The organism is Aeromonas sp. 97A, assembly GCF_051919185.1.
Lineage (GTDB): Bacteria > Pseudomonadota > Gammaproteobacteria > Enterobacterales > Aeromonadaceae > Aeromonas > Aeromonas veronii.
In genome coordinates this window covers 958,231-984,217 of record NZ_JBQBFF010000001.1, presented here as the reverse complement: position 1 = coordinate 984,217, position 25,987 = coordinate 958,231, and the positions used below count along the sequence as shown (strand labels likewise).

At 59.9% G+C, this 25,987-nt stretch carries 17 protein-coding genes and 3 pseudogenes; 10 read left to right on the top strand and 10 right to left on the bottom strand.

The window, feature by feature from the left end:
- Nucleotides 1-26: 26 nt before the first annotated feature.
- Entirely contained in the window at nt 27-1,061 is a 1,035-nt protein-coding gene (gene fbp / locus ACTG27_RS04480; RefSeq protein WP_005336993.1) for a class 1 fructose-bisphosphatase, read from the bottom strand.
- A gap of 382 nt (nt 1,062-1,443) precedes the next feature.
- Between fbp and ACTG27_RS04475 the strand changes: the two are divergent.
- Nucleotides 1,444-3,059 (top strand): annotated as a pseudogene (locus tag ACTG27_RS04475) (peptide ABC transporter substrate-binding protein).
- 247 nt (nt 3,060-3,306) lie between these two features.
- Here ACTG27_RS04475 and ACTG27_RS04470 read toward each other — a convergent pair.
- The 5 genes from ACTG27_RS04470 to ACTG27_RS04450 form a co-directional block, all read right to left on the bottom strand.
- Entirely contained in the window at nt 3,307-3,741 is a 435-nt protein-coding gene (locus tag ACTG27_RS04470; protein WP_075112995.1) for a YcgN family cysteine cluster protein, read from the bottom strand.
- A 156-nt stretch (nt 3,742-3,897) separates the two neighbouring features.
- Nucleotides 3,898-6,180: a formate C-acetyltransferase gene (gene pflB, locus ACTG27_RS04465; RefSeq protein ID WP_005352571.1), complete on the bottom strand. Its 2,283-nt coding sequence runs from the start codon at nt 6,178-6,180 to the stop codon at nt 3,898-3,900.
- Between the two features lie 46 nt (nt 6,181-6,226).
- Nucleotides 6,227-7,075, bottom strand: coding sequence for a formate transporter FocA (focA, locus tag ACTG27_RS04460; RefSeq protein ID WP_005333620.1), 849 nt, complete (start codon nt 7,073-7,075; stop codon nt 6,227-6,229).
- 381 nt (nt 7,076-7,456) lie between these two features.
- Entirely contained in the window at nt 7,457-9,217 is a 1,761-nt protein-coding gene (gene ycaO, locus ACTG27_RS04455; protein ID WP_005352574.1) for a 30S ribosomal protein S12 methylthiotransferase accessory factor YcaO, read from the bottom strand.
- A gap of 193 nt (nt 9,218-9,410) precedes the next feature.
- Nucleotides 9,411-10,859 carry a glycoside hydrolase family 1 protein gene (locus tag ACTG27_RS04450; protein WP_439979156.1) on the bottom strand — a complete coding sequence of 483 codons (1,449 nt, stop codon included), beginning with the start codon at nt 10,857-10,859 and terminating at the stop codon, nt 9,411-9,413.
- Nucleotides 10,860-11,026: 167 nt separating this feature from the next.
- Here ACTG27_RS04450 and ACTG27_RS04445 point away from each other — a divergent pair, with 167 nt between their 5' ends.
- Entirely contained in the window at nt 11,027-11,890 is an 864-nt protein-coding gene (locus ACTG27_RS04445; protein ID WP_040069378.1) for a LysR family transcriptional regulator, read from the top strand.
- 36 nt (nt 11,891-11,926) lie between these two features.
- Here the strand turns inward: ACTG27_RS04445 and ACTG27_RS04440 are convergent, their stop codons facing one another.
- On the bottom strand, nt 11,927-12,676 hold the full coding sequence (locus tag ACTG27_RS04440; RefSeq protein WP_438370042.1) for a substrate-binding periplasmic protein: 750 nt from the start codon (nt 12,674-12,676) through the stop codon (nt 11,927-11,929).
- Between the two features lie 174 nt (nt 12,677-12,850).
- A complete protein-coding gene (gene metE, locus ACTG27_RS04435; protein ID WP_439979155.1) occupies nt 12,851-15,115 on the bottom strand; it encodes a 5-methyltetrahydropteroyltriglutamate--homocysteine S-methyltransferase in 2,265 nt (754 codons plus the stop codon).
- Between the two features lie 276 nt (nt 15,116-15,391).
- Between metE and ACTG27_RS04430 the strand changes: the two are divergent.
- A pseudogene (locus ACTG27_RS04430) lies at nt 15,392-16,298 on the top strand (LysR substrate-binding domain-containing protein).
- A gap of 6 nt (nt 16,299-16,304) precedes the next feature.
- On the opposite strand, the gene ACTG27_RS04425 reads toward ACTG27_RS04430, so the two are convergent.
- The gene (locus ACTG27_RS04425) at nt 16,305-17,240 is read right to left on the bottom strand and encodes a LysR substrate-binding domain-containing protein (protein ID WP_439979154.1); all 936 of its coding nucleotides are present in this window, start codon (nt 17,238-17,240) and stop codon (nt 16,305-16,307) included.
- Nucleotides 17,241-17,432: 192 nt separating this feature from the next.
- Between ACTG27_RS04425 and ACTG27_RS04420 the strand changes: the two genes are divergently transcribed.
- From ACTG27_RS04420 to ACTG27_RS04405, 4 genes are all read left to right on the top strand, one after another.
- Nucleotides 17,433-18,170, top strand: a complete 738-nt coding sequence (locus ACTG27_RS04420; RefSeq protein WP_041210334.1) for an isochorismatase family protein — start codon at nt 17,433-17,435, stop codon at nt 18,168-18,170.
- Between the two features lie 59 nt (nt 18,171-18,229).
- Nucleotides 18,230-19,129: a pirin family protein gene (locus ACTG27_RS04415; protein WP_439979153.1), complete on the top strand. Its 900-nt coding sequence runs from the start codon at nt 18,230-18,232 to the stop codon at nt 19,127-19,129.
- A complete protein-coding gene (locus ACTG27_RS04410) occupies nt 19,126-20,385 on the top strand; it encodes an MFS transporter (protein ID WP_439979152.1) in 1,260 nt (419 codons plus the stop codon). Before ACTG27_RS04415 ends, ACTG27_RS04410 begins: the two co-directional genes overlap by 4 nt.
- A 100-nt stretch (nt 20,386-20,485) precedes the next feature.
- Entirely contained in the window at nt 20,486-21,388 is a 903-nt protein-coding gene (locus tag ACTG27_RS04405) for a LysR family transcriptional regulator (RefSeq protein ID WP_257124781.1), read from the top strand.
- 124 nt (nt 21,389-21,512) lie between these two features.
- Here the strand turns inward: ACTG27_RS04405 and ACTG27_RS04400 are convergent, their stop codons facing one another.
- Nucleotides 21,513-22,403, bottom strand: a complete 891-nt coding sequence (locus ACTG27_RS04400) for a LysR family transcriptional regulator (RefSeq protein WP_439979151.1) — start codon at nt 22,401-22,403, stop codon at nt 21,513-21,515.
- A 101-nt stretch (nt 22,404-22,504) separates the two neighbouring features.
- On the opposite strand from ACTG27_RS04400, the pseudogene ACTG27_RS04395 reads away from it, so the two are divergent.
- The 3 genes and pseudogenes from ACTG27_RS04395 to ACTG27_RS04385 all read left to right on the top strand — a co-directional run bounded on the left by ACTG27_RS04395 (nt 22,505) and on the right by ACTG27_RS04385 (nt 25,933).
- Nucleotides 22,505-23,141 (top strand): annotated as a pseudogene (locus ACTG27_RS04395) (NAD(P)-dependent oxidoreductase).
- Between the two features lie 445 nt (nt 23,142-23,586).
- Nucleotides 23,587-24,630, top strand: coding sequence for an isopenicillin N synthase family dioxygenase (locus ACTG27_RS04390; RefSeq protein WP_439979150.1), 1,044 nt, complete (start codon nt 23,587-23,589; stop codon nt 24,628-24,630).
- A gap of 139 nt (nt 24,631-24,769) precedes the next feature.
- Nucleotides 24,770-25,933, top strand: a complete 1,164-nt coding sequence (locus ACTG27_RS04385; protein ID WP_236396904.1) for a trans-sulfuration enzyme family protein — start codon at nt 24,770-24,772, stop codon at nt 25,931-25,933.
- Nucleotides 25,934-25,987: the final 54 nt, after the last annotated feature.

The following is a 25,987-nucleotide window of genomic DNA, read 5'->3' as shown; positions in this document are numbered from 1 at the left end:
ATTTGCTATCTGACTACTGCGTACGTTCAGCCTTGGTTAGCTGGATCCTCATGGGCGGAGAACTCGCGCATAAAGGCCTCGGCGCGCTCCACCATCTTGGTCGAGCCAACAAAGTAAGGGGTACGCTGGTGCAGCGCGGTGGGCTGGATATCCATGATGCGGCCAAAGCCATCGGAGGCCTTGCCACCAGCCTGCTCTACCAGAAACGCCATCGGGTTGCACTCATAGAGCAGCCGCAGCTTGCCGTTCGGCGAGTTGGTGCCGGACGGATAGATGTAGATGCCACCCTTGAGCAGGTTGCGATGGAAATCGGAAACCAGGGAACCGATATAACGGGAGGTGTAAGGTCTGTGGGTCGCCTCGTCGCGCTCCTGACAATATTTGAGGTACTTCTTCACCCCGTCCGGGAACTTGATGTAGTTGCCCTCGTTGATGGAGTAGATCTTGCCCTCTTCCGGAATGCGGATGTTCTCGTGGGAGAGGCAGAAGCAACCGATGGAGGGGTCGTAGGTAAAGCCGTTGACGCCAAAGCCGGTAGTGTAGACCAGCATGGTGGAGGAGCCGTAGACCACATAACCGGCGGCGACCTGACGGTTGCCCGGTTGCAGGAAGTCCTCCAGGGTCACCGGCGAACCCTGCGGGCTCAAACGGCGGTAGATGGAGAAGATGGTCCCGACCGAGACGTTGACGTCGATATTGGAAGAGCCATCGAGCGGGTCGATCAGCACCACATACTTGGAGTTTTTGGAGAGCGGTGAGTCAAAGGCGACGAAGTCCTCTTCCTCTTCCGAAGCCATGCCGCACACCTCGCCGCGCGCTTCGAGCGCCGCCTTGAAGCGTTCGTTGGCATAAACATCCAACTTCTGCTGCACCTCGCCCTGTACGTTTTCAGCGCCCATGGAACCGATGATATCCGCCAGTCCCGCCTTGTTGATCTCCCGGTTCACCACCTTGGCAGCAAGGCGGATCGAGCTGAGCAACGAAGTCAGCTCGCCTGTCGCGGTAGGATAATCCGCCTGCTTTTTGACGATGAACTCACCCATGGTGATCATGTTTCGCATTTTTGTTCCTTTAGATCGCATCCGTTGGCATTGAAAACGTTTGCAGGCATCGGCAAAAAAAATGCCGATCACCGGCGGCCTTGATTTGTAACCTAATGTAACGTCTGTTTTTTGTTTTTGCAGCGAATTAAGCGGCCTATTAAATAGGCTATTTCGCCTCACGTTATGGTAAAAGGCGCGTTTTATTCGGTTTCAATCGATAACTTTCGGCCCCTTAATTCGTGGCAATAACCTGCTGCAAGCCATGATCCGACTGGCCTTGGACCATTAAAAATGGAGTCTGATGGGCCTGCCGTTCCCTCAGCCATTGCCTCTTGAGATCCGATCGCCAATCCAGCACACTGATTTCGCTTTGGAAGCAAATAAAACTCAAGGATTATCAATGAACAAGACTCTCATTGCCGGCATGGTAGCCGGACTGTTTGCCCTTCCCGCCTGGGCTGCCCAGGTGCCTGCCGGTACCAAGCTGCTGCCGGATGCCCAACAAATCTACGTGACCAATATCGGCACCGAACCCACCACCATCGACCCCCAGCTGGTAGAAGAGACCGCCGGTAGTGCCATAGTCAACGATCTGTTTGAAGGGCTCTATGAGCTGGATAATACCGGCAAGATTAAACCAGCAGGCGCCGTCAGCTACGAGGTCGACAAGACGGTACCGTCTACACCTTCAAGCTGAGGCCCGAGGCCAAGTGGTCAAACGGTGAACCGGTCACCGCCGCCGATTATGTCTACGGCTGGCAACGGGCGGCCGATCCCAAGACGGCCTCCAACTACGCCTGGTTTATCGAGTTGACCGGAGTGGTCAATGCAAGCGAGGTGACCCAGGACAAGAAGAGCCCGTCAGAGCTCGGGATCAAGGCGCTCGATGACCACACCCTGCAGGTTACCCTGAAAAATCCGGTCCCCTTCTTCCTGAAGACGCTGGCCCACTACACCACGTTCCCGGCCCCCAAGGCCACCATTGAAAAATTCGGCAAGGATTGGGTCAAACCGGGCAATATCGTCTCCAACGGTGCCTTTGTACTCAAGGAGTGGACCCCCAACGAGCGGCTGAGTGCCGAGCGCAATACCCACTACTGGAACAACCAGCACACCGTCCTGAACAAGGTGATCTATCTGGAGATCGTCTCCGAAACCGCCGCCTACAACCGCTATCGCACCGGTGAACTGCACTACACCACTTATCCGCTGGAGCAGTACAAGCAGCTCAAGAGCAAGAGCCCGGAAGAACTGGTCAGCGTCCCCACGCTGGCCAGCTATTACTATGTCTTCAATACCCAGCGCAAACCGTTCGATGACCCGAAAGTACGCAAGGCGCTCTCGCTCGCCATCGACCGGGAGACCATCACCGACAAGATCCTGGGACAGGGACAAATTGCCGCATATAGCTTCACGCCCCCCATTGTGGACGGTTTTGAATTGAAAAAACCGGCCAGCCAGCTGCAGAGCAAAGAGGAGCGGATCAAGCAAGCCAAAGCCCTGTTGGCCGAAGCGGGATATGGCCCGGACAAGCCACTCACAGTGGACATTCTCTACAACACCAACGAGAGCCACAAAAAGATTGCGCTGGCCGTCTCCTCCATGTGGAAACACAACCTGGGGGTCACTGCCACCCTCAACAACATGGAGTGGAAGACCATGGTCTCGGCACTCAACGAGGGGGATTTCGGGGTTAGCCGCTATGGCTGGAACGGGGATTATAACGATGCCTCCACCTTCCTCGACATCATGACCTCCAGCAGCAGTGCCAACAGCGGCAAGTGGTTCAACAAGGAGTACGACGCCCTGCTGGCCAAGGCCCACGACTCGCTGGATCCCGCTGAACGCAATGCCCTGTATCAACAGGCAGAGGCACTCATTGATGCGGATGCCCCCATCGCGCCCATCTATTTCTCGGTCAAATCCAGGTTGCTCAAACCTTTCGTGAAAGGCTATCCCCACCTTAACCCGCAGGATGTGGTCTACAGCAAGGAGCTCTATCTGGTTGCCCAATAGACACTGACTGAACAGATCAACCAGACTTGCTGACCTTTGTTGTAGTGATGGTCAAGAGAGGCAGCTTCAAGTCCAGGTAATCTGAGTTGGACCGCCGATATCTGCAACAAGCGAACGCCAGAACCGCCTTCTGAACGACAAAACCCCCGATACGCTGTATCGGGGGTTTTGAGGTAGAAAACACAAGCTAAAAATGGGTGACGTTTTCAGCTTCTAGATCAGGCCACATTGCACTTGATCGCTTGGCTCAGCTGGCCCAAGTGATTATGTGATCAATCCACTCACCAGCCTGCTCCTCGTGAACCACTTTGCCACGTACAGATTGACCCGCCTGATGCATGGCAGAACGACTGCCGGTCAGCAGCGGATGCCACTCTGGCAGAGTATCCCCGTCAGCCAGTAAACGATAGGCGCAGGTAGAGGGGAGCCAATCATATTCGGCAATCTTGTCGTGAGTTATCTGCAGACAGTCAGGCTCTTTTTTGAAGCGATTAAGATAATCGGAACACTGGCAGGTCTTGGTATTGAGCAGGTTACAAGCCACATTGGTGAAAACCAGTTCATCTGTATCTTCATCAATGAGCTTGTTAAGGCAACATTTACCGCAACCATCGCAGAGGGATTCCCACTCGGATTCAGTCATCTGCTGCAGACTCTTGGTCTGCCAAAAGGAGGATTGCATCATACCGCTCACTTAATATGCCTTCTCAAACGCGTGGTTATACCTATTGTTACCCTGAATTTCAAGGTTGGCATGGCCCACGGAGTTCTTTAGCAATAAAAACCAAAAATAAAAAAACCGGCGCCTTGGCGCCGGTTTTTGCTCACTACGTCTCGATTACAGAGAAGCGGTGAAGGTACGGGTGATGACGTCTTGCTGTTGCTCTTTGGTCAAAGAGTTGAAGCGAACGGCATAACCGGATACGCGGATGGTCAACTGCGGATATTTCTCCGGGTTTTCCATGGCGTCCAGCAGCATTTCACGGTTCATCACGTTAACGTTCAGGTGCTGACCACCCTCTACGTTGGATTCGTGGTGGAAGTAACCGTCCATCAGGCCAGCCAGGTTGGCTTTCTGGGCTTCCATATCTTTACCCAGTGCGTTCGGAACGATGGAGAAGGTATAGGAGATACCATCTTTAGCGTAAGCGAACGGCAGCTTGGCTACGGAAGTCAGGGAAGCAACAGCACCTTTCTGGTCACGACCGTGCATCGGGTTTGCACCCGGGCCGAACGGAGCACCGGCACGACGGCCATCCGGGGTGTTACCGGTCTTCTTGCCATATACCACGTTGGAGGTGATGGTCAGAACAGACTGGGTAGCAACAGCACCACGGTAGGTGTTCAGCTTCTGAATCTTCTTCATGAAGCGCTCAACCAGGTCACAGGCGATATCATCGACGCGAGCATCGTTGTTACCGAACTGCGGGTATTCGCCTTCGATTTCGAAGTCGATGGCAACGCCATCTTCGTCACGAATCGGCTTGACCTTGGCGTACTTGATGGCAGACAGGGAGTCAGCGGCTACGGACAGACCAGCGATACCACACGCCATGGTGCGATATACGTCACGGTCGTGCAGCGCCATCAGAGAAGCTTCGTAGCTGTACTTGTCGTGCATGTAGTGGATGATGTTCAGCGCAGCAACGTATTGCTTGGCCAGCCAATCCATGAAGTGGTCCAGACGATCCATTACGTCGTTGTAGTCGAGGTACTCGGACTTGACCATCTCGGTCTTCGGACCGACCTGGATCTTGAGCTTCTCGTCCATACCACCGTTGATTGCATACAGCATGGTCTTGGCCAGGTTGGCACGAGCACCGAAGAACTGCATCTGCTTACCAACGATCATCGGGGATACACAGCAAGCGATGGCGTAGTCATCGTTGTTGAAATCCGGACGCATCAGATCGTCGTTCTCGTACTGAACGGAAGAGGTCTCGATGGATACCTTGGCACAGTACTTTTTGAAACCGACCGGCAGCTTCTCGGACCACAGGATGGTCAGGTTCGGCTCAGGGGACGGGCCCATGGTGTACAGGGTGTTCAGCATACGGAAGCTGTTCTTGGTGACCAGAGTACGGCCATCAACGCCCATACCAGCCAGGGTCTCGGTCGCCCACATCGGGTCGCCGGAGAACAGTGAATCGTATTCCGGAGTACGCAGGAAGCGAACCATACGCAGCTTCATGACCATGTGGTCCATCAGCTCCTGGGCTTCTTGCTCGGTGATCAGGCCTTTTTGCAGGTCACGCTCGATGTAGATATCCAGGAAGCTGGAGGTACGACCGAAGGACATGGCTGCACCGTTCTGGGATTTGACTGCCGCCAGGTAGGCGAAGTAGGTCCACTGTACGGCTTCTTTGGCGTTCTTGGCCGGTACGGAGATATCGCAACCGTACTTGGCAGCCATCACCTTCATCTGTGCCAGGGCACGGTGCTGCTCGGAGATCTCTTCGCGCAGACGGATGGTGGCTTCCAGGTTGACGCCGTTTTCCAGGTCAGCTTGCAGGGACTTGAACTGGGCCAGTTTGTCGGCCATCAGGAAGTCAACACCGTACAGGGCAACACGACGGTAGTCACCGATGATACGGCCACGGCCGTAGGCATCCGGCAGACCGGTGATAACACCAGACTTACGGCAGTTCAGGATGTCTTTGGTGTAAACGTCAAACACGCCCTGGTTGTGAGTCTTGCGGTATTCGGTGAAGATCTTCTCGACCATCGGGTCCAGTTGACGACCGTACACTTCGCAAGAAGTTTTAACCATCTTGATACCGCCGTTGGCGATGATGGCGCGCTTCAGCGGCTTGTCAGTCTGCAGACCAACGATCTGCTCCAGGCTCTGATCGATATAACCGGCATCGTGTGCGGTAATGGTGGAGGGCAGGTCAGTATCAAAATCAACCGGCGCATGAGTGCGGTTCTCGATTTTGATCCCTTCCATGACCTTGTCCCACAGCTTGGTGGTCGCTTCGGTCGCGCCAGCCAGGAAGGACTCGTCACCTTCATACGGGGTGTAGTTCTTCTGGATGAAGTCACGGGTGTTGACAGAGGTCTGCCATTCACCGGCCGCGAAGCCTTCCCATGCTTTTTGGAACTGTTCGTTAAGTTCTGCCATTTTTCATTACCTCACACGGTATTGATGTAGTATCCCGCAATCATCCTTAATGATGACGACGGAAGATAAACCAGTAAGTCAGACCAACCATCACGCCACCACCGATGATATTGCCGATGGTCACGGGGATGAGGTTGTGTAGGACGAAGTTGGATACGGTCAGGTCAGCAAAAGTTGCCGGATCCTGGCCGATGGCCTGCCAAAATTCCGGACTAGCCACGCTGTGGATAGCGATACCAACCGGAATCATAAACATGTTTGCGATGCTGTGCTCGAAACCTGATGCAACGAACATGGCAACCGGCAGCAGCATAACCACTACCTTGTCAGTCGCGCTCCGGGCACCAAAGGCCATCCAGGCAGCAAGACATACCATCAGGTTACAGAGGATACCCAGCGCCACCGCTTCGAAGAAGGTGTGGTGAATTTTGTGTTGGGCCACTTTGAGGGCGTTAAGGCCCCACTGACCGTCTGCTGCCGTGTACTCGGCAGAAACGATGATCAGCGCCACCATCAGCAGACCGCCAATCAGGTTACCGAAGTAGACCAGACCCCAATTCTTGAGCAGCTGAGCCCAGCTGATGCGATTGGCAGCCTTGGCCACCAGTGTCAGGGTGGTGGAGGTGAACAGCTCGGCACCGAGCAGCACACAGAGAATAAGTCCGAGAGAAAAGCAGAGACCGCCCACCAACTTGGCCATACCCCAAGGCATGGAGCCGGTTCCGGTCGTCACTGTGATGTAGAAGATAAATGCGATGGCGATGAAAGCGCCTGCGGTGATGGCCAGTGGAATGACCTTGTATGCCGGCTTGGTAGCCTTGGCATAGGTGATGTCTTCAGCCAGTGCAGCGATGGCTTCGGGCTTGAGACAATCGAATGGAGATTCAGCTTTCAATTATTTTCTACCTGAATGTTTTGCCTGTTGAAATCATAACAAAGGGCCAAATAGCCAAAATTGACATTGATCAAGTTTATCAGAGTGCGAATGTAATTTTACTACAAATATTTTAGTGCGATGGCTACGCCACTTTACACCAGGTATCAGCTGAAACAGAAATGTCACATTTTTAATGCAATGATTTTAAAGAATTTATTCTAGAGCATGGAAATGTGGCATTGGCAAGATATCTTTGCAGATCGACAGCACATCCCCTGCCCTGCCATCAACCCCCTTAGGGGTATTTTTTGTTTTTTATTTCATCTTTGAATAACAATCCCGTGCTTTGCCGCACCATAAACAGAAGGGGCCACACGGCCCCTTCCTTTACAACAACGATCACGCCCAGTGATGGGCTCGCTTGGCCTTCTGCAGCTTCTCGTAAGCCGCCAGCAGCTTCTGGTGCAGCGGGAACTGGGAGAGCGACAGGTCGGCCGCTTCCAGACCGTGGAAGCGTGCTTCGCCAGTGGCGTTGGCCCATGCCTGTGCCAGCGTCTCTTCGCCATACATGCGAGTGAAGACGGCGCGATACTGCTCCGGATCCCGCTCCTCGTCGAGGAACAACTCGACGCAGGCACGCAAAGCGCGGTAGTAGCTGGCACGCTCGGCAGTGAACACCGACTGGTTGAACTCCATGGTCCAGTCAATGAGATCAAGTGCGGTCTCCAGCTCACCGGCGGCCAGCGCCAGCATGGCTTTCAGCTCGCCAACGCGCAGGGTGTGCAGCGCGGTACCCTTGGCAGCGGCGATGCCCAGCAGCTCGCGTACACGGGTGCGCTCGTCGTGCCCCTCTTCATCCAGTTGATCAAACAACGCCATGTACTGCTCGGCATCCCAATCCAGTGATGGCAGCGCCAGGATCACTTCGCGCAGGTTGGCGCCCATGTTGTTGTTGGCCAGCAGCAGATCTTCGGCCGGATAGATGTCGGACATGCCCGGCACCAGAATGCGGCAGGCGTAGACACCCAGATGCTCGTAGTCTGCGATATAGACCGGCTGCTCCAGCTCATGGAAGATGCCGATCAGGTGGTCGAACTCCTCCTGCGAGGTGCCACGGAAGTCCCAATCGGCAAACTCAAAGTCCGCATCCTGCTTGAACAGATCCCAGCTGATAAGGCCCGAGGAGTCGATGAAGTGGGTCTCGAGGTTATGGTGATCCGCCACCTGCTCGTTGTCGAATGACGGCGGCACAAACACGTCGAGATCCTTGAGACCGCGGCCCTGCAGCAGCTCGGTGACGGTACGCTCGAAGGCCACTTCGAAGCGCGGGTGGGCACCGAAGGAGGCAAAGCAGGTGCCATTGCTCGGGTTGAGCAGCACCACGCAGATGACCGGATAACGGCCACCGAGGGAAGCATCGAAGCTGTAAATGGGGAAGCCTTCCGCTTCGAGCGCCGCGATGGAGGCGGCAATTCCCGGATAACGGGCAATCACCTCGTCCGGGATCAGCGGCAGGCTGATGGCCTCGGCGATGATCTTGTTCTTCACGTGGCGCTCAAACACCTCGGAGAGCGCCTGGGTGCGCGCTTCGGTCTTGGTGTTGCCGGCGCTCATGCCGTTGGAGACATAAAGGTTGCCGATGATGTTCATCGGGATGTAGACGGTCTCGTGATCGGACTGACGCTCGAACGGCAGGGCGACGATACCGCGCTCCTCGTTGTTTGACTGCAGATCCACCAGCATGTCGGCGGTCACTTCACCGTCCGGGTTGTAGAACTTGCGGGTGAAGCTATCGAGCAGACCGGCCGGGAACTGGTCACCCTCGATGGGGAACCACTTCTCGTTCGGGTAGTGAACGAAATCGCCGTTGGCGACCTGCTCGCCCAGATAGAAGTCGGCGAAGAAGTAGTTGGTGGAGAGACGCTCGAAATATTCGCCAAGGGCAGAAGCGAGGGCCGCCTTCTTGCTGGCACCCTTGCCGTTGGTGAAGCAGAGGGCGCACTCTTTGTCGCGAATATGCACCGACCAGACGTTCGGCACGGGGTTGAGCCAGGAGGCCTCTTCAATATCAAAGCCCAAGGCTTGCAGCTTGGTCTGGAAGCGTTCGATGGAGTCTTCCAGCGCCGCGTCCTTGCCGGGAATAAAAGTGTGGTCAGTCATCACGATATCCTGATTTTTATTGGCTCATGTTCGGCCGCAGATAATAGCAGGGGTCGGCGGCTTTGGCAGGACAAAAATCAGCAAAGAGGGATGAGTCGCACGGTGAGGAACCGGCTTGCCCCCTCTCCCCCGCCACAAACAGCACGGGCCCGGGGATTGCCCGGGCCCGCTTGTTACGCAAAGCGATACATCGTCAGAGCTGCTTGCCCTGGCTCACAATCACCTGGCTGTACCAGTGGAAGCTCGCTTTCTTGATCCGGCGAAGGGAGCCCCCCTGCTCGTCACGCTCCACATAGACGAAGCCGTAACGCTTCTGGTAGCCGTTGAGCCAGCTCAGGATGTCGGTGAACGACCAGGCGCAGTAGCCGAGCAATTCCACCCCATCCTGCATCGCCTCCTGGCACGCCTTGACGTGGCTGCGCAGGTAATCGATGCGGTACGCATCGGTCGCCCGCGCATCATTCACCTTGTCGCCCGCCTCCAGCTTGTCGAACTCGCCAAGACCGTTCTCGGTGATCATCAGCGGCAGACCATAACGGGAAGAGAGGCGACGCAGTGCGATGCGCATCCCGGTCGGGTCGATGGCCCAGTCCCAGTTGCTGGTTTCAAGGTGCGGATTGGGCGCCGTCTTGTAGAGGCCGGGGATGCCGCTGGACGGCGTAGTGCCTTTCTTGCCGGTGGTGTTGATCCGCTGCAGGGTCTGACCGCCCAAGGGGTTATCAGTGTAGGTCAGGGTGTAGTAATAGTTGACGCCGATGTAGTCGGGCGTCCCCTCTCGCAGCAGCTCCATATCGCCCGGCAGGATCTCCGGCGCCTCACCGTTTTCCCGCAAGTAAGCGAGCGCCGCCTGCGGATAGCGGCCAAAGCAGTAGGCATCCAGCCACCAGAGGTTGTTGAACTCCTCGGCGTTCTCGTAGGCCAGCATATCTTTCGGATCGCACGACGCAGGATAGGCAGGGGAGTAGGCAAAGCTCGGGCCGATGAGGCCATTTGGCACATGCTGGCGAAACGCCTTGATCACCCGGGCGTTGGCCAGAAACGCGATATGGTTGGCGGCAAAGAAGCGCTTGCGATCCTGCACAGCGGGCGGATGGGTGCCGAGCTGATAGGCGTTAGTCAGGTTGTAGTTCTGCTCGTTAAGCGACACCCAGTACTTCACCTTGCCGGCAAAGCGCTGATAGAGGGTCACGCAGTAGCGCTCGAAATCCTCGATAATGCGTCGGTCTTCCCAACCGCCGTACTCATCTTGCAGCGCCTGCGGCAGATCCCAGTGATAAAGGGTCAGTACCGGCTCGATCTGGTGGGCCAAGAGGGTGTCGATCAGCTTCTCGTAGAAGGCCAGACCCGCCTCGTTCACCTCCCCCCGACCGGTGGGATAGATGCGTGGCCAGCTCACCGAGAAGCGGTAGGCCTTGAGCCCCATCTCGGCCATCAGCGCCACGTCCTCTTCCATGCGGTGGTAGTGATCCACCGCCACATCGCCGTTGCTCCCCTCAAAGGTCTTGCCCGGCAGCTTGGTGAAGAGATCCCACACCGAGGGCCCCTTGCCATCGGCATTCCAGCCCCCCTCCACCTGATAGGCGGCGGAGGCGGCGCCCCACAGAAAATCGCTCGGGAAGTCGTTGAACTTGTGGTGATGCATCTGGTGTTGCTCCTTCTGCGCTGATGGTGTCAGCCATCTCTGATAACTCGGCGCCCCCGTGCTGGGGCACCCGAAATGAATTGGCATAAGCATCCATCACTTCTAAAATTCCGTCCAATGACAAATATGACCACTCAACATTCCCAACAGGAATGAAAGGAGCCCTGATGGAGCTACGGGATCTGAAAGCCTTCGTCACTCTGGGGGAGGTGCTGCACTTCGGCCAGGCGGCGGTACGTCAGCACGTTACCCAGTCGGCCCTGAGCAAACAGATCAGGCGGCTGGAGGAGGAGCTGGGCGGCGAGCTGTTCGAGCGCAACGCCAGTACCACTCGCCTCACCGGACTGGGCAGGGCGCTGTATGAGGATGCCCGCGCTGTGGTCATCCAGAGCGAGCAGCTCTCGCGCACCGCCCGCGACGTGCTGGCGGGCAATGTCGGCACCCTGCGCATCGGCTTTGGCGTGGCCACCAAGATCCTGGTGCCCGCCGCCATCGCCCGTTTTCGCGCCGAGCGGCCGCAGGTGACCATCGAGCTCAACGATCTCTCCACCCACCACCAGCTACTGGCCCTCAGTGAAGGCAAGCTGGATCTCGGTTTTTGCCGCCTGCCCGCCCCCAAGGGGTGGCACGCCCTGCCGGTGGTCGAAGCCCACTTTGTCGCCGTGCTGCCCGCCAGCTACCGCGATGTGAGGGAGTTGGCGGATCTGGTGGACAAGCCGCTGGCGATCCTGCGTCGTGACAAGGCCCCGTCCTTTTACGATCACCTGATGAACTATCTGGCCCAGAGCGGGCTGCGTTTTCGCGATATCCAGTACGTCAACGACTTCGCCGCCGGTGTTGCCACCGCGGCGGCAGAGATCGCCTGGACCCTGGTCCCCTCCTCCACCACCATAGAGCACCCGGATGTACTCACCCTGCCCCTTAGAGATGGGGAAGCCTGCTGGACCATTGGCCTTATCCGTCCGCCCCACAGCAAGGGGCCCTTGATCGATGCCTTCTGGGCAACCATCGCCGATATGGCGCCAAGATAGACACGCCGTTGGCAAACCGCAGATGGCGGCCGCGCATCAACGATAGCGTTCGACGATACGCGCCAACTCGCCGCTTTGTCGCAGCTGTTGCAGGGCACTGTTGAACTCGGTTATCCGGGTATTAAAGCGAGAGTGCTTGCCGATGCAGAGATTGAACGGGGTAGAGTCAAGCTGCAGCGGCACCTCGACCACCAACCCGGAGAGACCCAGCTGGTTGAGTTTGAAGCGTGCCACCAGTGGGTCGGTCACCATCAGATCCCCCCGACCCGCCGCCAGCATTTTGAAGACATTATCGACATTGATGGTGTGATGAACGGTGAAGCCCGCCAGGTTCTCCTTGCCCCAGCCGTTACCGAAATAGTCGAGAAAGGTAAGTGATTTGAAGTCGCTCAAGCGGCTGGCTCGCTGAAACTCCGCCATGCGGGGATGGGCACGCTGGGTAAAAATAGTTAGCACAGTGGTAGTGACCGGCTCTTCCACAACCAGGGTATAACTGCGCCGCTCCTGAGTGGCGATGGTGACAAAACCATCGGCCTGCGCCATCCGCACCAGTTTTTGCGCCCGTTGCCACGGATAACCTTCATGGCGCACCCGCAGCCCCATCTGCGCCGCCACCCGATCCATCACGTCGATCATCAGCCCGCGCATCTTGCCCTGTTCGTCACGCCACGAATATGGGGCAAAGTCGTCAAAGTAGACCATCTTCAACTCGGCCGCTGGCGCCGCCCATGCACTCTGCCACATCAGCAATCCCCACAGGATTGCACTCCCCAAACTGACTCTCATGGCCGCGACTCCATCCACTTCTGCCAACTCTGAGCCTAGTGCAAAGCGTGCTGCGGCAAGGATCAGAAGCCAGTGAAACAAGTGGCCAGCAAAAAGAGAGGGGAAGCAGTGGCTTCCCCTCTCTCGTTCGTTTTTCATCACGCCACCTTACCGATGGCTGTCACGGCTTGCCGGTTACGCCAGCTCGGCCCGCAGCGCCTTGGTAGCATCGACCATCACCTTGAGGGCGGCCTCTGTCTCTTCCCAGCCGCGGGTCTTGAGGCCGCAATCCGGGTTGACCCAGAGCCGCTCGGCCGGGATCTGCTTGGCCGCCTTGCGCAGCAACCCCTCAATCCAGCTCTGGCTCGGCACGTTCGGCGAGTGGATGTCGTAGACACCCGGGCCAATCTCGTTGGGGTAGTTGAAGCGTTCGAACGCTTCGAGCAGCTGCATCTGGCTGCGGCTGGTCTCGATGGTGATCACATCCGCATCCAGCGCCGCCACCGCCTCGATGATGAGGTTGAAATCGCTGTAGCACATGTGGGTGTGGATCTGGGTGCTGTCCGCCACCGGGCTTGCACTCAGACGGAAGGCCCGCACCGCCCAGTCGAGATAGGCCTGATGATCTTGCTTGCGCAGGGGCAAGCCTTCGCGGATCGCCGGTTCGTCGATCTGGATGATCTTGATGCCAGCGGCTTCCAGATCTGCCACCTCGTCGCGAATGGCCAGCCCGATTTGCAGGGCAGATTGCTCGCGGCTCACGTCTTCGCGCGGGAAGGACCAGCAGAGGATGGTCACAGGGCCAGTCAGCATCCCCTTCACCGGCTTGTCGGTCAGGCTCTGGGCAAATCGGGTCCATTCGAGCGTCATGGGGGTAGGGCGGTCAATATCGCGGGTGATCACCGGCGGCTTGACGCAGCGTGAGCCATAGCTCTGTACCCAGCCGAAGCGGGTGATGGCAAAGCCATCCAGCAGCTCACCGAAATACTCCACCATGTCATTGCGCTCGGCCTCGCCATGTACCAGCACGTCCAGCCCGATGGCCTCCTGACGCGCGATGGCATCGCGGATCTCGGCCTTTATGCCCGCCTCGTAGGCGCTGTCATCGATGCGACCAGCGCGCCAATCCTGCCGCAACACCCGGATCTGCGAGGTCTGCGGGAAGGAGCCAATGGTGGTGGTGGGCAGCAGCGGCAGCTTGAGATCCGAGCGCTGCAGCTCGGCCCTGACCGGATAGGGGCTGTGGCGATCAAAATCGCTGTTGGTGAGGCTGGCGAGCCGTGACTGCACCGCTTTTTTGTGCACCCGGCTGTCGGACTCCCGATCCACGATGGGCTGGCTGTAGGCGGTGATTTTGTCGAGCTCGCCCCCATCCAGATACTCTCTGAGCAGTCCCAGCTCGAAACATTTTTGCAAGGCGAAGGCGAACCAGCTGCGGGTCTGGGGATCCAGCTCCTGCTCCAGGGTCAAATCCACCGGGCTGTGCAGCAATGAGCAGGATGAGGCCACCCAGAGCCGCTCGCCGAGTTTGGCTTTCAGTACCTTCAGGGTCGGCGCCAACTTGGCCAGATTGGCACGCCAGACGTTGCGGCCATTGATCACCCCGGCGGAGATGACCCACTGGGCGGGCAGATGCGGCACCAGAGTCTCCAGCTGCTCGGGGGCGGCCACCAGATCCAGATGCAGGCCATCAACTTTCAGGCTGGTGATGATGTCGCGCTGATGGGCCACCGAACCGAAATAGGTGGTGAGCAACAGCTTGCAGGGGCCCGCGAGGCGCTCGTAGGCGTTGAGGTAGGCCAGCCGCCACTCGTCCGGCAGGTCCAGCGTCAACGCAGGTTCATCGATCTGTACCCACTCCACTCCCTGGGCGGCCAACTTGGCCAGGATCTCCTGATAGGCGATGAGCAGGCGATCGAGCAGTTCAAGGCGCGAGAAGCCGCTCTCTTTCTCCTTGCCGAGCCAGAGGTAGGAGACCGGTCCCAGCAGTACCGCCTTGACCGGCAGCCCCAGTGCTTTGGCCTCTTCTACCTCGTCAAACAGCTGGCTCCAGCCCAGTTTGAAGCGTTGATCACGGCTAAATTCCGGCACCAGATAGTGATAGTTGGTGTTGAACCATTTGGTCATCTCGGCGGCGGCCGCCGCCGGGCCGGTCGGCGCACGGCCGCGGGCGACCCGGAACAGGGTGTCGAGATCGGTCTCGCCATGACGGTGGCGGGCAGGCACCGCATCCACCAGCAGGCTGGTGCCGAGCACCTGATCGTACCAGGCGAAGTCGCCCACCGGCAGCAGATTGACCCCGGCGCCGTGCTGGGCCTGCCAATGGCGCTCACGCAGCGTCTTGCCCACGGCAACGAGTTCGGCCTGAGTGGTCTCGCCACGCCAGTAGGATTCGAGGGCAAATTTCAGCTCGCGCTTGGCGCCGATACGGGGGAAGCCCAGGGTGTGTGCTCGTGTCATAGGTTCATTTCCTTATGCTCATTCATCTGATGGGAAACTGGATGATTTAGCCATCCAGATGTTTACACATCCAAAATGACAAGATAAGGTGACGCTGGCTATTGAATCCTCTTCAAGTGGCTCTCAAATAATCCTCAACTGACCGCCGGTAAGGTTCACCGCGAGGATACAGAGGCCGATTTTTACAGGTGCAAGAGGTGCCGGTGTCAAGAAGCGCAGCAGGCTACCGCCGGCCGCAACCTCAGCGCCATATGCAATCTCACAAGGAGCCATCTTATGGCAGTGCCAAGCAATGCAGGGATAGAGATCAAACACTTGAAAACATTGACCGCGCTGGCCGAGCAGGGCTCGCTGGCCGGTGCGGCGCTGACCCTCAACCTTACCCAGTCCGCCCTCTCCCACCAGCTCAAAGAGCTGGAGACCCGCCTCAATCTGGAGCTCTACCTGCGCAAAAGCCGCCCGCTGGTGCTGACCGCAGCCGGCAGCCAGCTGCTCGCCCTCGCCCGTCAGGTGTTACCTGCGCTATCCCAGACCGAGAAACAGCTGCAAGCCCTGCAGAGTGGCGATGCGGGCAGGCTGCATCTGGCGCTCGATTGCCACAGCTGCATCCAGTGGCTGCTGCCGCTGTTGCCGGAATTTCGCCGCCAGTGGCCCGGGGTGGATCTGGAAGTGGAGTCAGTGCCGGGCTTTGATGCCATCAATGCCCTGCTCGGCGGCCAGCTCGACCTGCTGCTCACCTCGGACGTGCAGGCTCGGGGCGATCTCCACTTCGAGCCGCTGTTTGCCTTCGATCTGACTCTGGTGATGGCGCCGGATCACCCCCTCTGCCACCAGAGCCGCATCGAGCCGGGCGATCTGGGGCCAGAGGTGCTGCTGGTCTATCCGGTGGAGCGCAGCCGCATGGATATCTTCAGCCGCTTTTTGCAGCCCGCCGGGGTGGAGCCCGCCCGCTGCAAGCCGGTGGACAACACCTCGGTAATGCTGCAGATGGCCGCCGCTGGCCTCGGGGTAGCCGCTCTGCCGCGCTGGGCCAGTGACGAATTTGTCAGACAGGGGATGCTCTGCGCCCGCCCCCTCGGCAGCGGTATCCGTCGCCATATGTACGGCGCGGTGGGCCGCCGATCGGGATCAAGCCTGCCTGCAGAACCTGTTCGAGCGCATTCGCCGCAAGATGGAGGGATAGCCCTCCTCAGCGTGGCTGGCCGACCTCTGCCAGCAGTGCAGGCAACTGCGCCTTGATAAAGTCGATGAGGGCCCTGACCGCCGGTGACAGACCGCGCCGCGCGGGATAGAGCATCACCAGCTTGCCATCTTTGGGACGCCACTCGGGCAGCAGTTGTTGCAGCCGCCCATCCGCCAGCTCACTCACGCAGGCGTAAAGTGGCAAGCCCACCATCCCAAGCCCCGCCAGCGCAGCCTGTTTGAGGGTCTGCACATTGTCGCTGCGCAGCAGCACATTGACCGCCACCTCCTCACTTTCCCCACTGTCGTGCCGCAGCCGCAACAGATCGGCCTGACGCTCCAGCGAGCTGAAAAGCAGGGCATCCTCTCCCTCCAGCTGGCTAGGGTGCGCCAGCGCATTGTGGCGGGAGAGCCACGCCGGGGTCGCCAGCACGCCCCACTGCACCGTACAGAGCGGCACCTGCACCAGGCTGGAGGGGGGCTGCTCAAAGGCCACCCCGCGGATCACCACATCCAGCCCCTCCTCCAGCAGATCCACCTGCCGATTGCTGGCTTGCACGGCGAGTCTTACCTTGGGGTATTGCGCCATAAAAGCGGGCAGTAAACGGGCAAGCAGCGCATCGGCAATGGTAATGGGCACGCTGATCCGCACCAGACCGCTCGGCTCCTGCTGCCGTTGCCGCACAGCCGCCTCTCCGGCCTGCGCCTCGGCCAGCATCGCCTGACAGTGGCGATAGAGCACCTCACCGGCATCGGTCAGGCTGAGTTGGCGCGAGGTACGTTGCAGCAGCCGGGTATCCAGCCGCTCCTCCAGCAGCCGGATCCGGCGCGAGATCCGCGACTTGGGCACGCCAAGCGCCCGCGCGGCGGCAGTGAATCCCTGTCGCTGCACCACATGGGTGAAGAGATAGAGATCATTCAAATCAAGTTCCAGTGGTGTCATCGGGCAGCCTTGGTCAGGGTGAGGTGAATTCACATCGTTCCATTGATGGAACGATAAGAACCTATTTCACCAGATTGTCGCCATTTTTGCAGCCATCATAATGGCCCTGTCCCCATCAGACGGTTGCTGCACGGGCAATCCGCCCCACCAGCAAGGTCCGTTTGACTGTTCCGATATCACAAGGAGTTCACCATGAAACTGCGACAAATCTGCTCTGCCACCCTGCTCGGTCTGGCGACCCTGACCGCCACGCTGGCCACCACAGCGACACCGGCCATGGCCGCCGAGGCTGCCAGCCATCCGACCGTATCACCCAACCGCTATCTGGAGATGCTCTCCCGAGACAATGCAGTACTGCTGCTGGTCGACCATCAGGTCGGCTTGCTGAGCGGCGTACGCGACACCACGGTGGGCGAGCTCAAGCACAACGTGGTGGCGCTGGCCAACGCCGCCCGCGCCCTCGGCGTGCCGGTGATCGTGACCGCTACCATGCCCGATGGCATGTGGGGCCCCACCATGCCTGAACTGACCAGTGCCCTGCCGGATGTGAAGGTGATCAACCGCACCGTCATCAACGCCTGGGACGATCCTGCCGTGCGCGCCGCCATTGAGAAGACCGGCCGCAAACAGCTGATCATCGCCGGGGTATCCCTCGAGATCTGCGCCAGCTTCCCGGCCCTCTCTGCCAAGGCTGCCGGCTATGATGCCCGGGTGGTGCTCGATGCCTCCGGCACCTTCAACGAAGCCAAGCGCACCACTGGGCTGCAACGCTTGCTGGGGGCCGGTATCCCGGTCACCGACTACGCCTCCGCCGCGGTCGAGATGCTGCGCAGCAACGTCGACCCCAAGGCGCACGATGTCTACAGCGCCCTCGACATGCCTTTCGCCACCCTGGTGTGGCAGATGCAAGAAGGTGCCAAGAAGTCGTAACTCGCCCCGCCTTCGGTCAGATGACCGAAGGCATCTTTTGTCTTCAAGAGGTTATATCGATGACCAGACGCCTGACTCTCTCCGCCCCCGTCAAGGGCCAACCGCTGCGCATTGGCAGCGGCTTTGAAGCCAGCCATTTTGGCGAACACTTTTTCAACGGTCTGATAGACCCCGTGGTGATGGTGGATCACTTCCAGATGACCGCCCCCACCTTCGAGCCCCATCCCCATGCCGGGATCTCTGCCGTCACTTATCTGTTCGAGGATTCGACGAGCCCTCACGTCAACTACGACTCCCTCGGCAATCAGGGCCCCATCGAACCGGGGGCGCTCCACTGGCTGGCGGCCGGGCGCGGTGCCGTACATACCGAGCAGCCGGAAGGGGCATCCCCCTATGTCCACGCCCTGCAGATCTTCGTCAACCTGCCTGCCCGTCAAAAGATGATGTCGCCTTTTGCCGTCCACGCAGCCGCTGCCACCATCCCCGAATTTCATGGCAAAGGGGTGCGAGTACGGGTGGTCGCAGGCCACAGCAACGGGATAACGGCACCACACTCGGCAGAGCTGCCCCAACCCTTTACCCTGCTCGATGGCCATTGCGCGCCCGGCAGCCGCTTCACCCATCTGCTGGCGGCAGGCTGGAATGCCATGATCTATCCCCTGACCGGATCGCTGACCCTGCAGGCGGAGGGAGAGCGGCACCTCATCCCGGCAGGTCACGGGATGGGGATAAGCCTCCCTGCCGACGGCGGCGAGGCGGTGGCTCTGCAGCTTGAGGCCACCGAGCCATGCCACTTCGTGGTGCTCTCAGGCCAGGCGCTCAATGAACCCCTGGTCAAACATGGTCCCTTCGTCATGAACAGCCACGACGCTATTGCAGATCGGCTGCATGCCTATCAACGCGGCGAATTTGGCCAGCTCAGCGATGAGTGGCTGCACAACGGCCAATCTCAGCCATGAACACGCTCGCTGGCCACCAGCCACAAAGAACCTGTTGGCCTCTGGTCTTCCTCGCCATTTTCGCCGGTGCCAGCGGCGCCCTCTGCCTTGGCAAAGTGCCCGCCGTGCTCGGCATACTGCGCAGCGAGCTGGGGCTGACACTGGTTGAAGCCAGCTATCTCGCCTCGGCTTTCAATACGCTGGCGATCCTCTGCAGCCTCTTTCTCGGCCTGTTGCTGACCCGCTGGAGTGGGCGGCAAACCGGGGTTGTCGGGCTTTTGGTTATCGTCACAGGCGGAGCGTTGGCACTGCCCGCCACCGGGCTGGCCATGATGCTGCTGTCGCGCATTGTCGAGGGGATTGGCTTTTTGCTGATCTCGGTGGCCATGCCCGCCTTTATCGTGGCGGTGACCCGGGAGGAGGATAAACGGCTGGCCCTGAGTCTGTGGGCGGTCAATCTGCCCCTTGGTGCGGCGGCCGGCATGCTGCTCACCCCCTGGCTCACGGCGCAAGGTGGCTGGCGCCTGGCCTGGCTGATCCTGATGGCTCTGCAACTCTCGGCCCTGCTGCTTCTGCTGGCTAGTCGTTCGGCAGATAAACTGCGGGTCTGGGCACCCCAAAACTCGATCAACTCGGGCCACCCGCTGCGCCAACTCACGGTGCTCCGGCAGAAGGCACTCTGGCGCTACGGGTTGGCGTTCACGCTCTACAGCCTGATGCTATGGGCGCTCTTTGTCTGGCTGCCAACCATGTTGCAAGGCACTCCCGGGACTGGCCAAAGCCAGATCGCCCTGCTCTCGGCACTGGCGGTGGTCGCCAACATTCCCGGCAACCTGATGGGGGCATGGCTGCTGCGCCGGAGCGTGGCGCGAGATCGGCTCATCAGCTGGGCACTGAGCCTGATGGCGCTGTGCGGCATGCTCGCCTTCTGGCCCGGCCTGTCGCCGTGGTGGGCCTATGGATTGTGCCTCGCCCTCTCCCTGGCGGGCGGTATGGCGCCACCGGCGATCCTCTCGTCTGCGCAGGGAGTGAGTCAGGGGCCGGTGCAACTGGCCATCGTGCAGGGCTTTTTTGTCCAGCTCGCCAACTTCGGTCAGCTGCTGGGCCCCCTGTTGCTGGCGGCCCTGATGACGGACAGCGGCCATTGGGGAAGCGCTCGCTGGCTCTTTCTGGGCGGCTTGCTGCTGGTCGCGCTACTCTATGCCGCGGGCCACCTGCCGGGCTTAAGCATGGCTGTAAAACAGGCTCGATCGCATTCTCGGCAAGATGGAAGATGACGAATAGAGAGGGAAACATCACAGTTATCGCAGGGAATGCTGGCCAGACAAGAGGCTGTTCAGTATGTTAACTGTTTAATCATGCTTAACGGTAGCCACCATGTCTCAAGTCGATCTCAATCTCTTTCGCGTCCTCGATGCGGTGATCCGCTATGGTGGTGTCACCACAGCCGCCGAGATGATGGAGATGACCCCCTCGGCCATCAGCCAGGCCATCAGCCGCCTGACCAGCCTGGTGGGCGAGCCGCTGTTTGTCCGCCAGGGACGCGGCATCACCCCCACGGCGCGAGCGCTCAGTCTGCACCACGAGATCATGGTGCCGCTGCACGACATGGAGCGCAGCCTGCAGCGCTCCGATCTCTTTGATCCCCAGACCAGTCGGCGCACTTTTCGCATCGCGGGGGTGCCCGATATCGATATCTTCTTCCTGCCGGAGCTCAACAACCTGCTGCAGACCCAAGCCCCCAACTGTCAGCTGGAGTGGAACACCCAGGTGCAGGACGAAGCCCTGCGCCAGAACAGCCTCTATCTGCACAGCGTGGATCTGGTGCTGGCCACCAAGCCGATGGCGGAGCAGGGGATCGAAAACGAGCAGATAATGTCCCAGGCCCTGCGCATCGCCTGCCGCAAGGATCACCCCAGGATCCGCCAGGCCCCCGACATGGCCACCTTCTTCAACGAAAAGCACGTGGTATTGCAAACCAGGCGGCTCGACAGCTTGCTGCTCAACACCCTGACCAAGGCGCCGCTGCCGCCGCGCCAGATTGCCTACGAGAGCGACTCCCTGCTCACCGCCCTTCATCTGGTGAGTCGTACCGACTGGCTCTGCGTCGCCAGCCAGTGGCACATGGAGAAGCTGGGGCAGGCGCTGGATCTGGCCAGCTATCCCCTCCCCTGGCTCTCGGAGGATTGCCCCGTCTATATGAGTTGGCACAAGAGCTCCGGTCAGGATACCGGGCTTAATTGGCTCAAAGATCAGGTGCGGGCCGTCAGTTCGTTTTAAGTATGCTTAACAGTCAAGCATGCCCATCTCCTCATCCGGGCTATCGCTCTTCTCGACAAACCGCCTTATGGATAATTCCCCTTCAGGATAATCGGGGGCCTTTTCTCAACCATTAAGGCGCAGCTCATGACGACATCGTCGTGCCGAAGTAGCTGCGCAGCGCCTCCACCACCCGTCGCACCTTCTCCGGGATCTCCCGCTGCGGCGTGATGGCGTGGATCTCCATCGGCGCCACCCGAAAACCGGGCAACAGTTCGAGCAGACGCCCCTGCGCCAGATCCTCGCCAATTTCTCCCTCCGGTTGCAGCGAGATCCCCTGCCCCGCCAGCGCAAACTGGCGCAGGGGCAACACGTTATTGCAGAGCACCTTGGCCTTGAACCTCACCCTGTGCTCGCCCCCCTTCTCGTCAAGCAGCAGCAAACCGTTGCCCAGCATGTCGCCGCAGAGCCAGTCGTGGGTGGCCAGATCGGCGGGCGTGCGCGGCGTCCCCTTGCGCGCCAGATAGGCGGGCGCAGCGCAGAGCAGCATCCAGGTCTGCCCCAGTTTGCGGGCCACCAGAGTCGAGTCGGGCAAGGTGCCGACCCGCAATGCCACGTCAATCCGTTCGGCAATCAGATCCCGCTTTTCGTCATCGGCAATTATCTGGATGGTGAGGCCGGGGTGAGCCTGCAACAGCGGGGACAATGCCAGCGCCAGCGGCTGGCCCGCCATCCCCACCGGGGCGGTTATCCGCACTTCCCCGAGCAGGGCGTCGCGCACCTCGGAGAGGCGCAGCTCGGTCTCGTTCAGGGTCTGCTGCAACGCCCGGCAACCTTGCCACACCACCTCCCCCGCCTCGGTCAGACTGAGGCGACGGGTGGAGCGATGGAGCAGGGGCAGCCCGAGCAGGCTCTCCAGCTGGCTGATATGCTGACTGACGGCAGAGGGGGTCATGCCGAGGGATTTGGCCGCCCCTGTCATGCTGCCCGCTTCCACCACGGCAGCGAAGATGGCGTAACGTCTGAGCTGTTCCATTATTAAATCCAGCTTACAAGTGAATGCATTTTTGAGGTGATTATTAAATCATAACTGGCGGCGTAGGATAGCCCCATTCCAACAGTGAAGGAGAGTTCCCCATGAAGATTGCCCTGATCGGTGCCAGCGGTTTTGTCGGTTCAGCCATCCTGAACGAGGCCATCAGCCGCGGCCATCACGTCACCGCCATCGTCCGCGATGTCAGCAAGGTGGCCGCCCATCCGCAGGTCACCGCCGTGGCGGTGGATGCCCAAAACCCGCAGGCATTGGCCGAGGTGCTCCGGGGGCACGCTCGAGTGATCAGCGCCTACAACCCGGGCTGGACCACCGGATATCTACGACCAGTACCTCAAGGGCGCCAACGCGATCGTCGCAGCAGTCAAAGCGGCCAACAGCTGGCTGCTGGTAGTAGGTGGCGCCGGCAGTCTGGAGGTCGCCCCCGGCGTGCAACTGGTGGATACCCCGGAGTTCCAGGCCGAGTGGAAACAGGGGGCACTGGCGGCCCGCGACGGTCTCACCGCCCTGCGCCGTGAAACTGCCCTCGACTGGCGTTTCGTCTCCCCGCCCGTGTTCCTGGAACCCGGCGAGAAGCTCGGCGGCTACCGGCTCGGTGCCGATCAGGTGCTGTTCAGCGGTGAACAACCGGCCGGGATCACGGTCGGCGATCTGGCCGACGGCGTGCTCAACGAAGCGGAAAAACCGGCCCACCTGCGCCAGCGCTTTACCCTGGGTTACTGAGAGCCTGCAACCGGTGAAGGCCAGAATGCGCGGTCACTCGCCTGCGCACCCGGTCAGGTGAACACCCGCTCAACCAGAAGGGAGGCATCCGCCTCCCTTCTGTTTTGGCCATTTTCTGTTTTGGTCATTATTGCCGCTGGTAGCTTGCCTCTGGTTATCACTCTCCTTCCCATCATTTCCCATTCCGCCCTTAATGGCTGCGCAAAAAGCAGCCACCCCATTACACACCGAATTCCATTTCGAATTTTGTATATAACTAAGAATAATTTGTTGCTTCCGTCTTATAACACCGAACAGTAGCATCCCCTTCATCCCAGATGGCGCCACACCGCAGCGCATACCGCCACACTGTCGCGCCATCCCGTTTGCCGCTCATCAGACCTGCCCACACCAGAGGCAGCAGAAGAGATGGCACCAGAGATAACGAAAGAGTGAGGAGGTGCACATGGAACATTCACCACTGCCGATCATCGATCTGGCTGCCCTCAACGGGGCACCCGACCTGCGTCGCCCTATGTTGGCCAGGCTGGCCGCGGCCGCCCGCGACGTCGGCTTTTTCTATCTGACAGGACATGGCCTGAGTGACGCCGAGCAGCGAGAGACCCTGGCGCTGGCAGAGCGCTTCTTTGCCCTGCCGGAGCAGGAGAAGCTGGCGGTGCAGATGGTCAACAGCCCCCACTTTCGCGGCTACAACCGGGTCGGTGCCGAGCTGACCCGCCAGCGGCCGGACCTGCGGGAGCAGTTCGATATCATGAACGAGGCGCAAGCCCTGCCTGCGGCCCAGCTCCGTGAACCCTGGCAGCGGCTGATCGGCCCCAACCAGTGGCCAACCGCCCTGCCAGAGATGAAAGCCCATCTGCTGGCGTGGCAGGAGCGGCTGAGCGACATCACCCTCACCCTGCTGGCCGCTTTTGCCGAGGTGCTGGAGCAACCGGCCAACGTGTTTGACGCCAGCATCCGCGGCGCCCCCTATCAGCACATGAAGCTCATTCACTACCCGGGGCAAGAGGCGGGCGGCAGCAGTCAGGGGGTTGGCGCCCACAAGGATCCCGGCTACCTGACGCTGGTGATGCAGGACAATCATTCGGGGCTTGAGGTCGAGACGGCCGACGGCTGGATCTCCGCGCCCCCCCTGCCAGGAGCGCTGGTGGTCAATATCGGCGAGCTGCTGGAGCTGGCCTCCAACGGCTATCTCAAGGCGACCCTGCATCGGGTGGTGAGCCCGCCGCCCGGCGTCTCGCGCCTCTCCTGCGCCTTCTTTATGGCGGCGCGGCTCGATGCCACCGTGCCGCTGCTCAGCCTCTCCCCCGCGCTGGCCGCGCAGGCACAAGGGCCGGAGAGTGACCCGACCAACCCGCTCTTCTATCAGGTAGGGGAGAACGTACTCAAGGGGCGGCTGCGCTCCCACCCGGACGTGGCGGCGCGTCACTATGGGCCGGTGGAACCAGCTCGCCTCCCGCGCACAGAGAGCGAAGCGATACCGGCCTAAGCAGCGCAAAGATCCCTAGGCGGGTATATGCATAAGCCACAAGCAGCATGGATATACCCGCCCAGACAAAACACAACATGTAACGAACAACAAAACACAACCAGTCATGGCCAGAGCTTGGCCATCACGGAGCAACACGATGAAATTCAAGACCATGAGCGTACACAGCGGCCAGCGGATCGACCCCCAGACCGGCGCCCTCACCACCCCGCTCTACCAGAGCAGCACCTTCAGCTACTTCAACGCCCAGGCGGGCAAGGAGCGCTTTGCAGGTCAGGCCCCCGGCTTTATCTACAGCCGCTTTGGCAACCCCACCACCGCCGAGCTGGAGCAGAAGCTGGCTGCCCTCGAAGGTGCAGATGAGGCACTGGTGGTGGCGAGCGGCATGGCGGCGGTGAGCGCCATCATGTATGCGCTGGCTGACAGCGGCGATGAGGTGGCCTATATCGGCCCGCTCTACGGCGGCACCGATGCCTTCTTGAAGCAAACCTTCAGCCGAGCCGGCATCAAGGTCACCGCCTACGAGAGCGACCGGGATCTGCTGGCCAACATCCGTCCTGCCACCAAGGTGGTACTGTTCGAAACCCTGACCAACCCCACCCTCAAGGTGGTGGATCCGCGACTGGTGGTGGAAGCGGCCCGCAAGGTGGGCGCCATCACGGTGTGTGACAACACCTTCCTTACCCCCTACCTGCTGCGCCCGCTGGAGCTCGGGGTCGATGTAGTGATGCACAGCGGCACCAAATATCTGGGCGGCCACGGCGACATCATCGCCGGGGTGGTGGCGGGCTCTCACGCCCTGATGAAATCGATCCGCACCGTGGCCCTCAAGCATATCGGCTCCCCCATCGGCCCGCAGGAGGCCTACCTGCTGCAGCGCGGGGTCAAAACCCTGCCGCTGCGGATGGATGCCCACCTGCACAATGCCCAGAAAGTGGCCGAGTTTCTGGCCGCCCATCCGGCGGTGAAGAAGGTGATCTACCCGGGCCTTGCCAACCATCCGGGCCACGATGCCCTAGGCGCCTTCGCCAGCGGCTTTGGCGGCATGGTGAGCATTGAGCTGGAGGGCGGGTTTGAGCGCTGCGCTACCCTGCTCGATAACCTGCAACTGTTCGTGCAGGCGGTGAGTCTGGGGGATCTCGAGAGTCTCGCTTGCCATCCGGCCAGCACCACCCACGCCGCCATGGACGAGCCAAGCCGCCTCGCCGCCGGGGTCAACGACGACCTCATCCGCTTCAGCATCGGGGTGGAAGATGCGGACGATCTGATCGCCGATCTGGCCGCCGCGCTGGCGCAGATCTAACCGGGCGCGCTTTTACTCGCCGATAAAACAGTGGAGAGTGATATGCCTCAAACA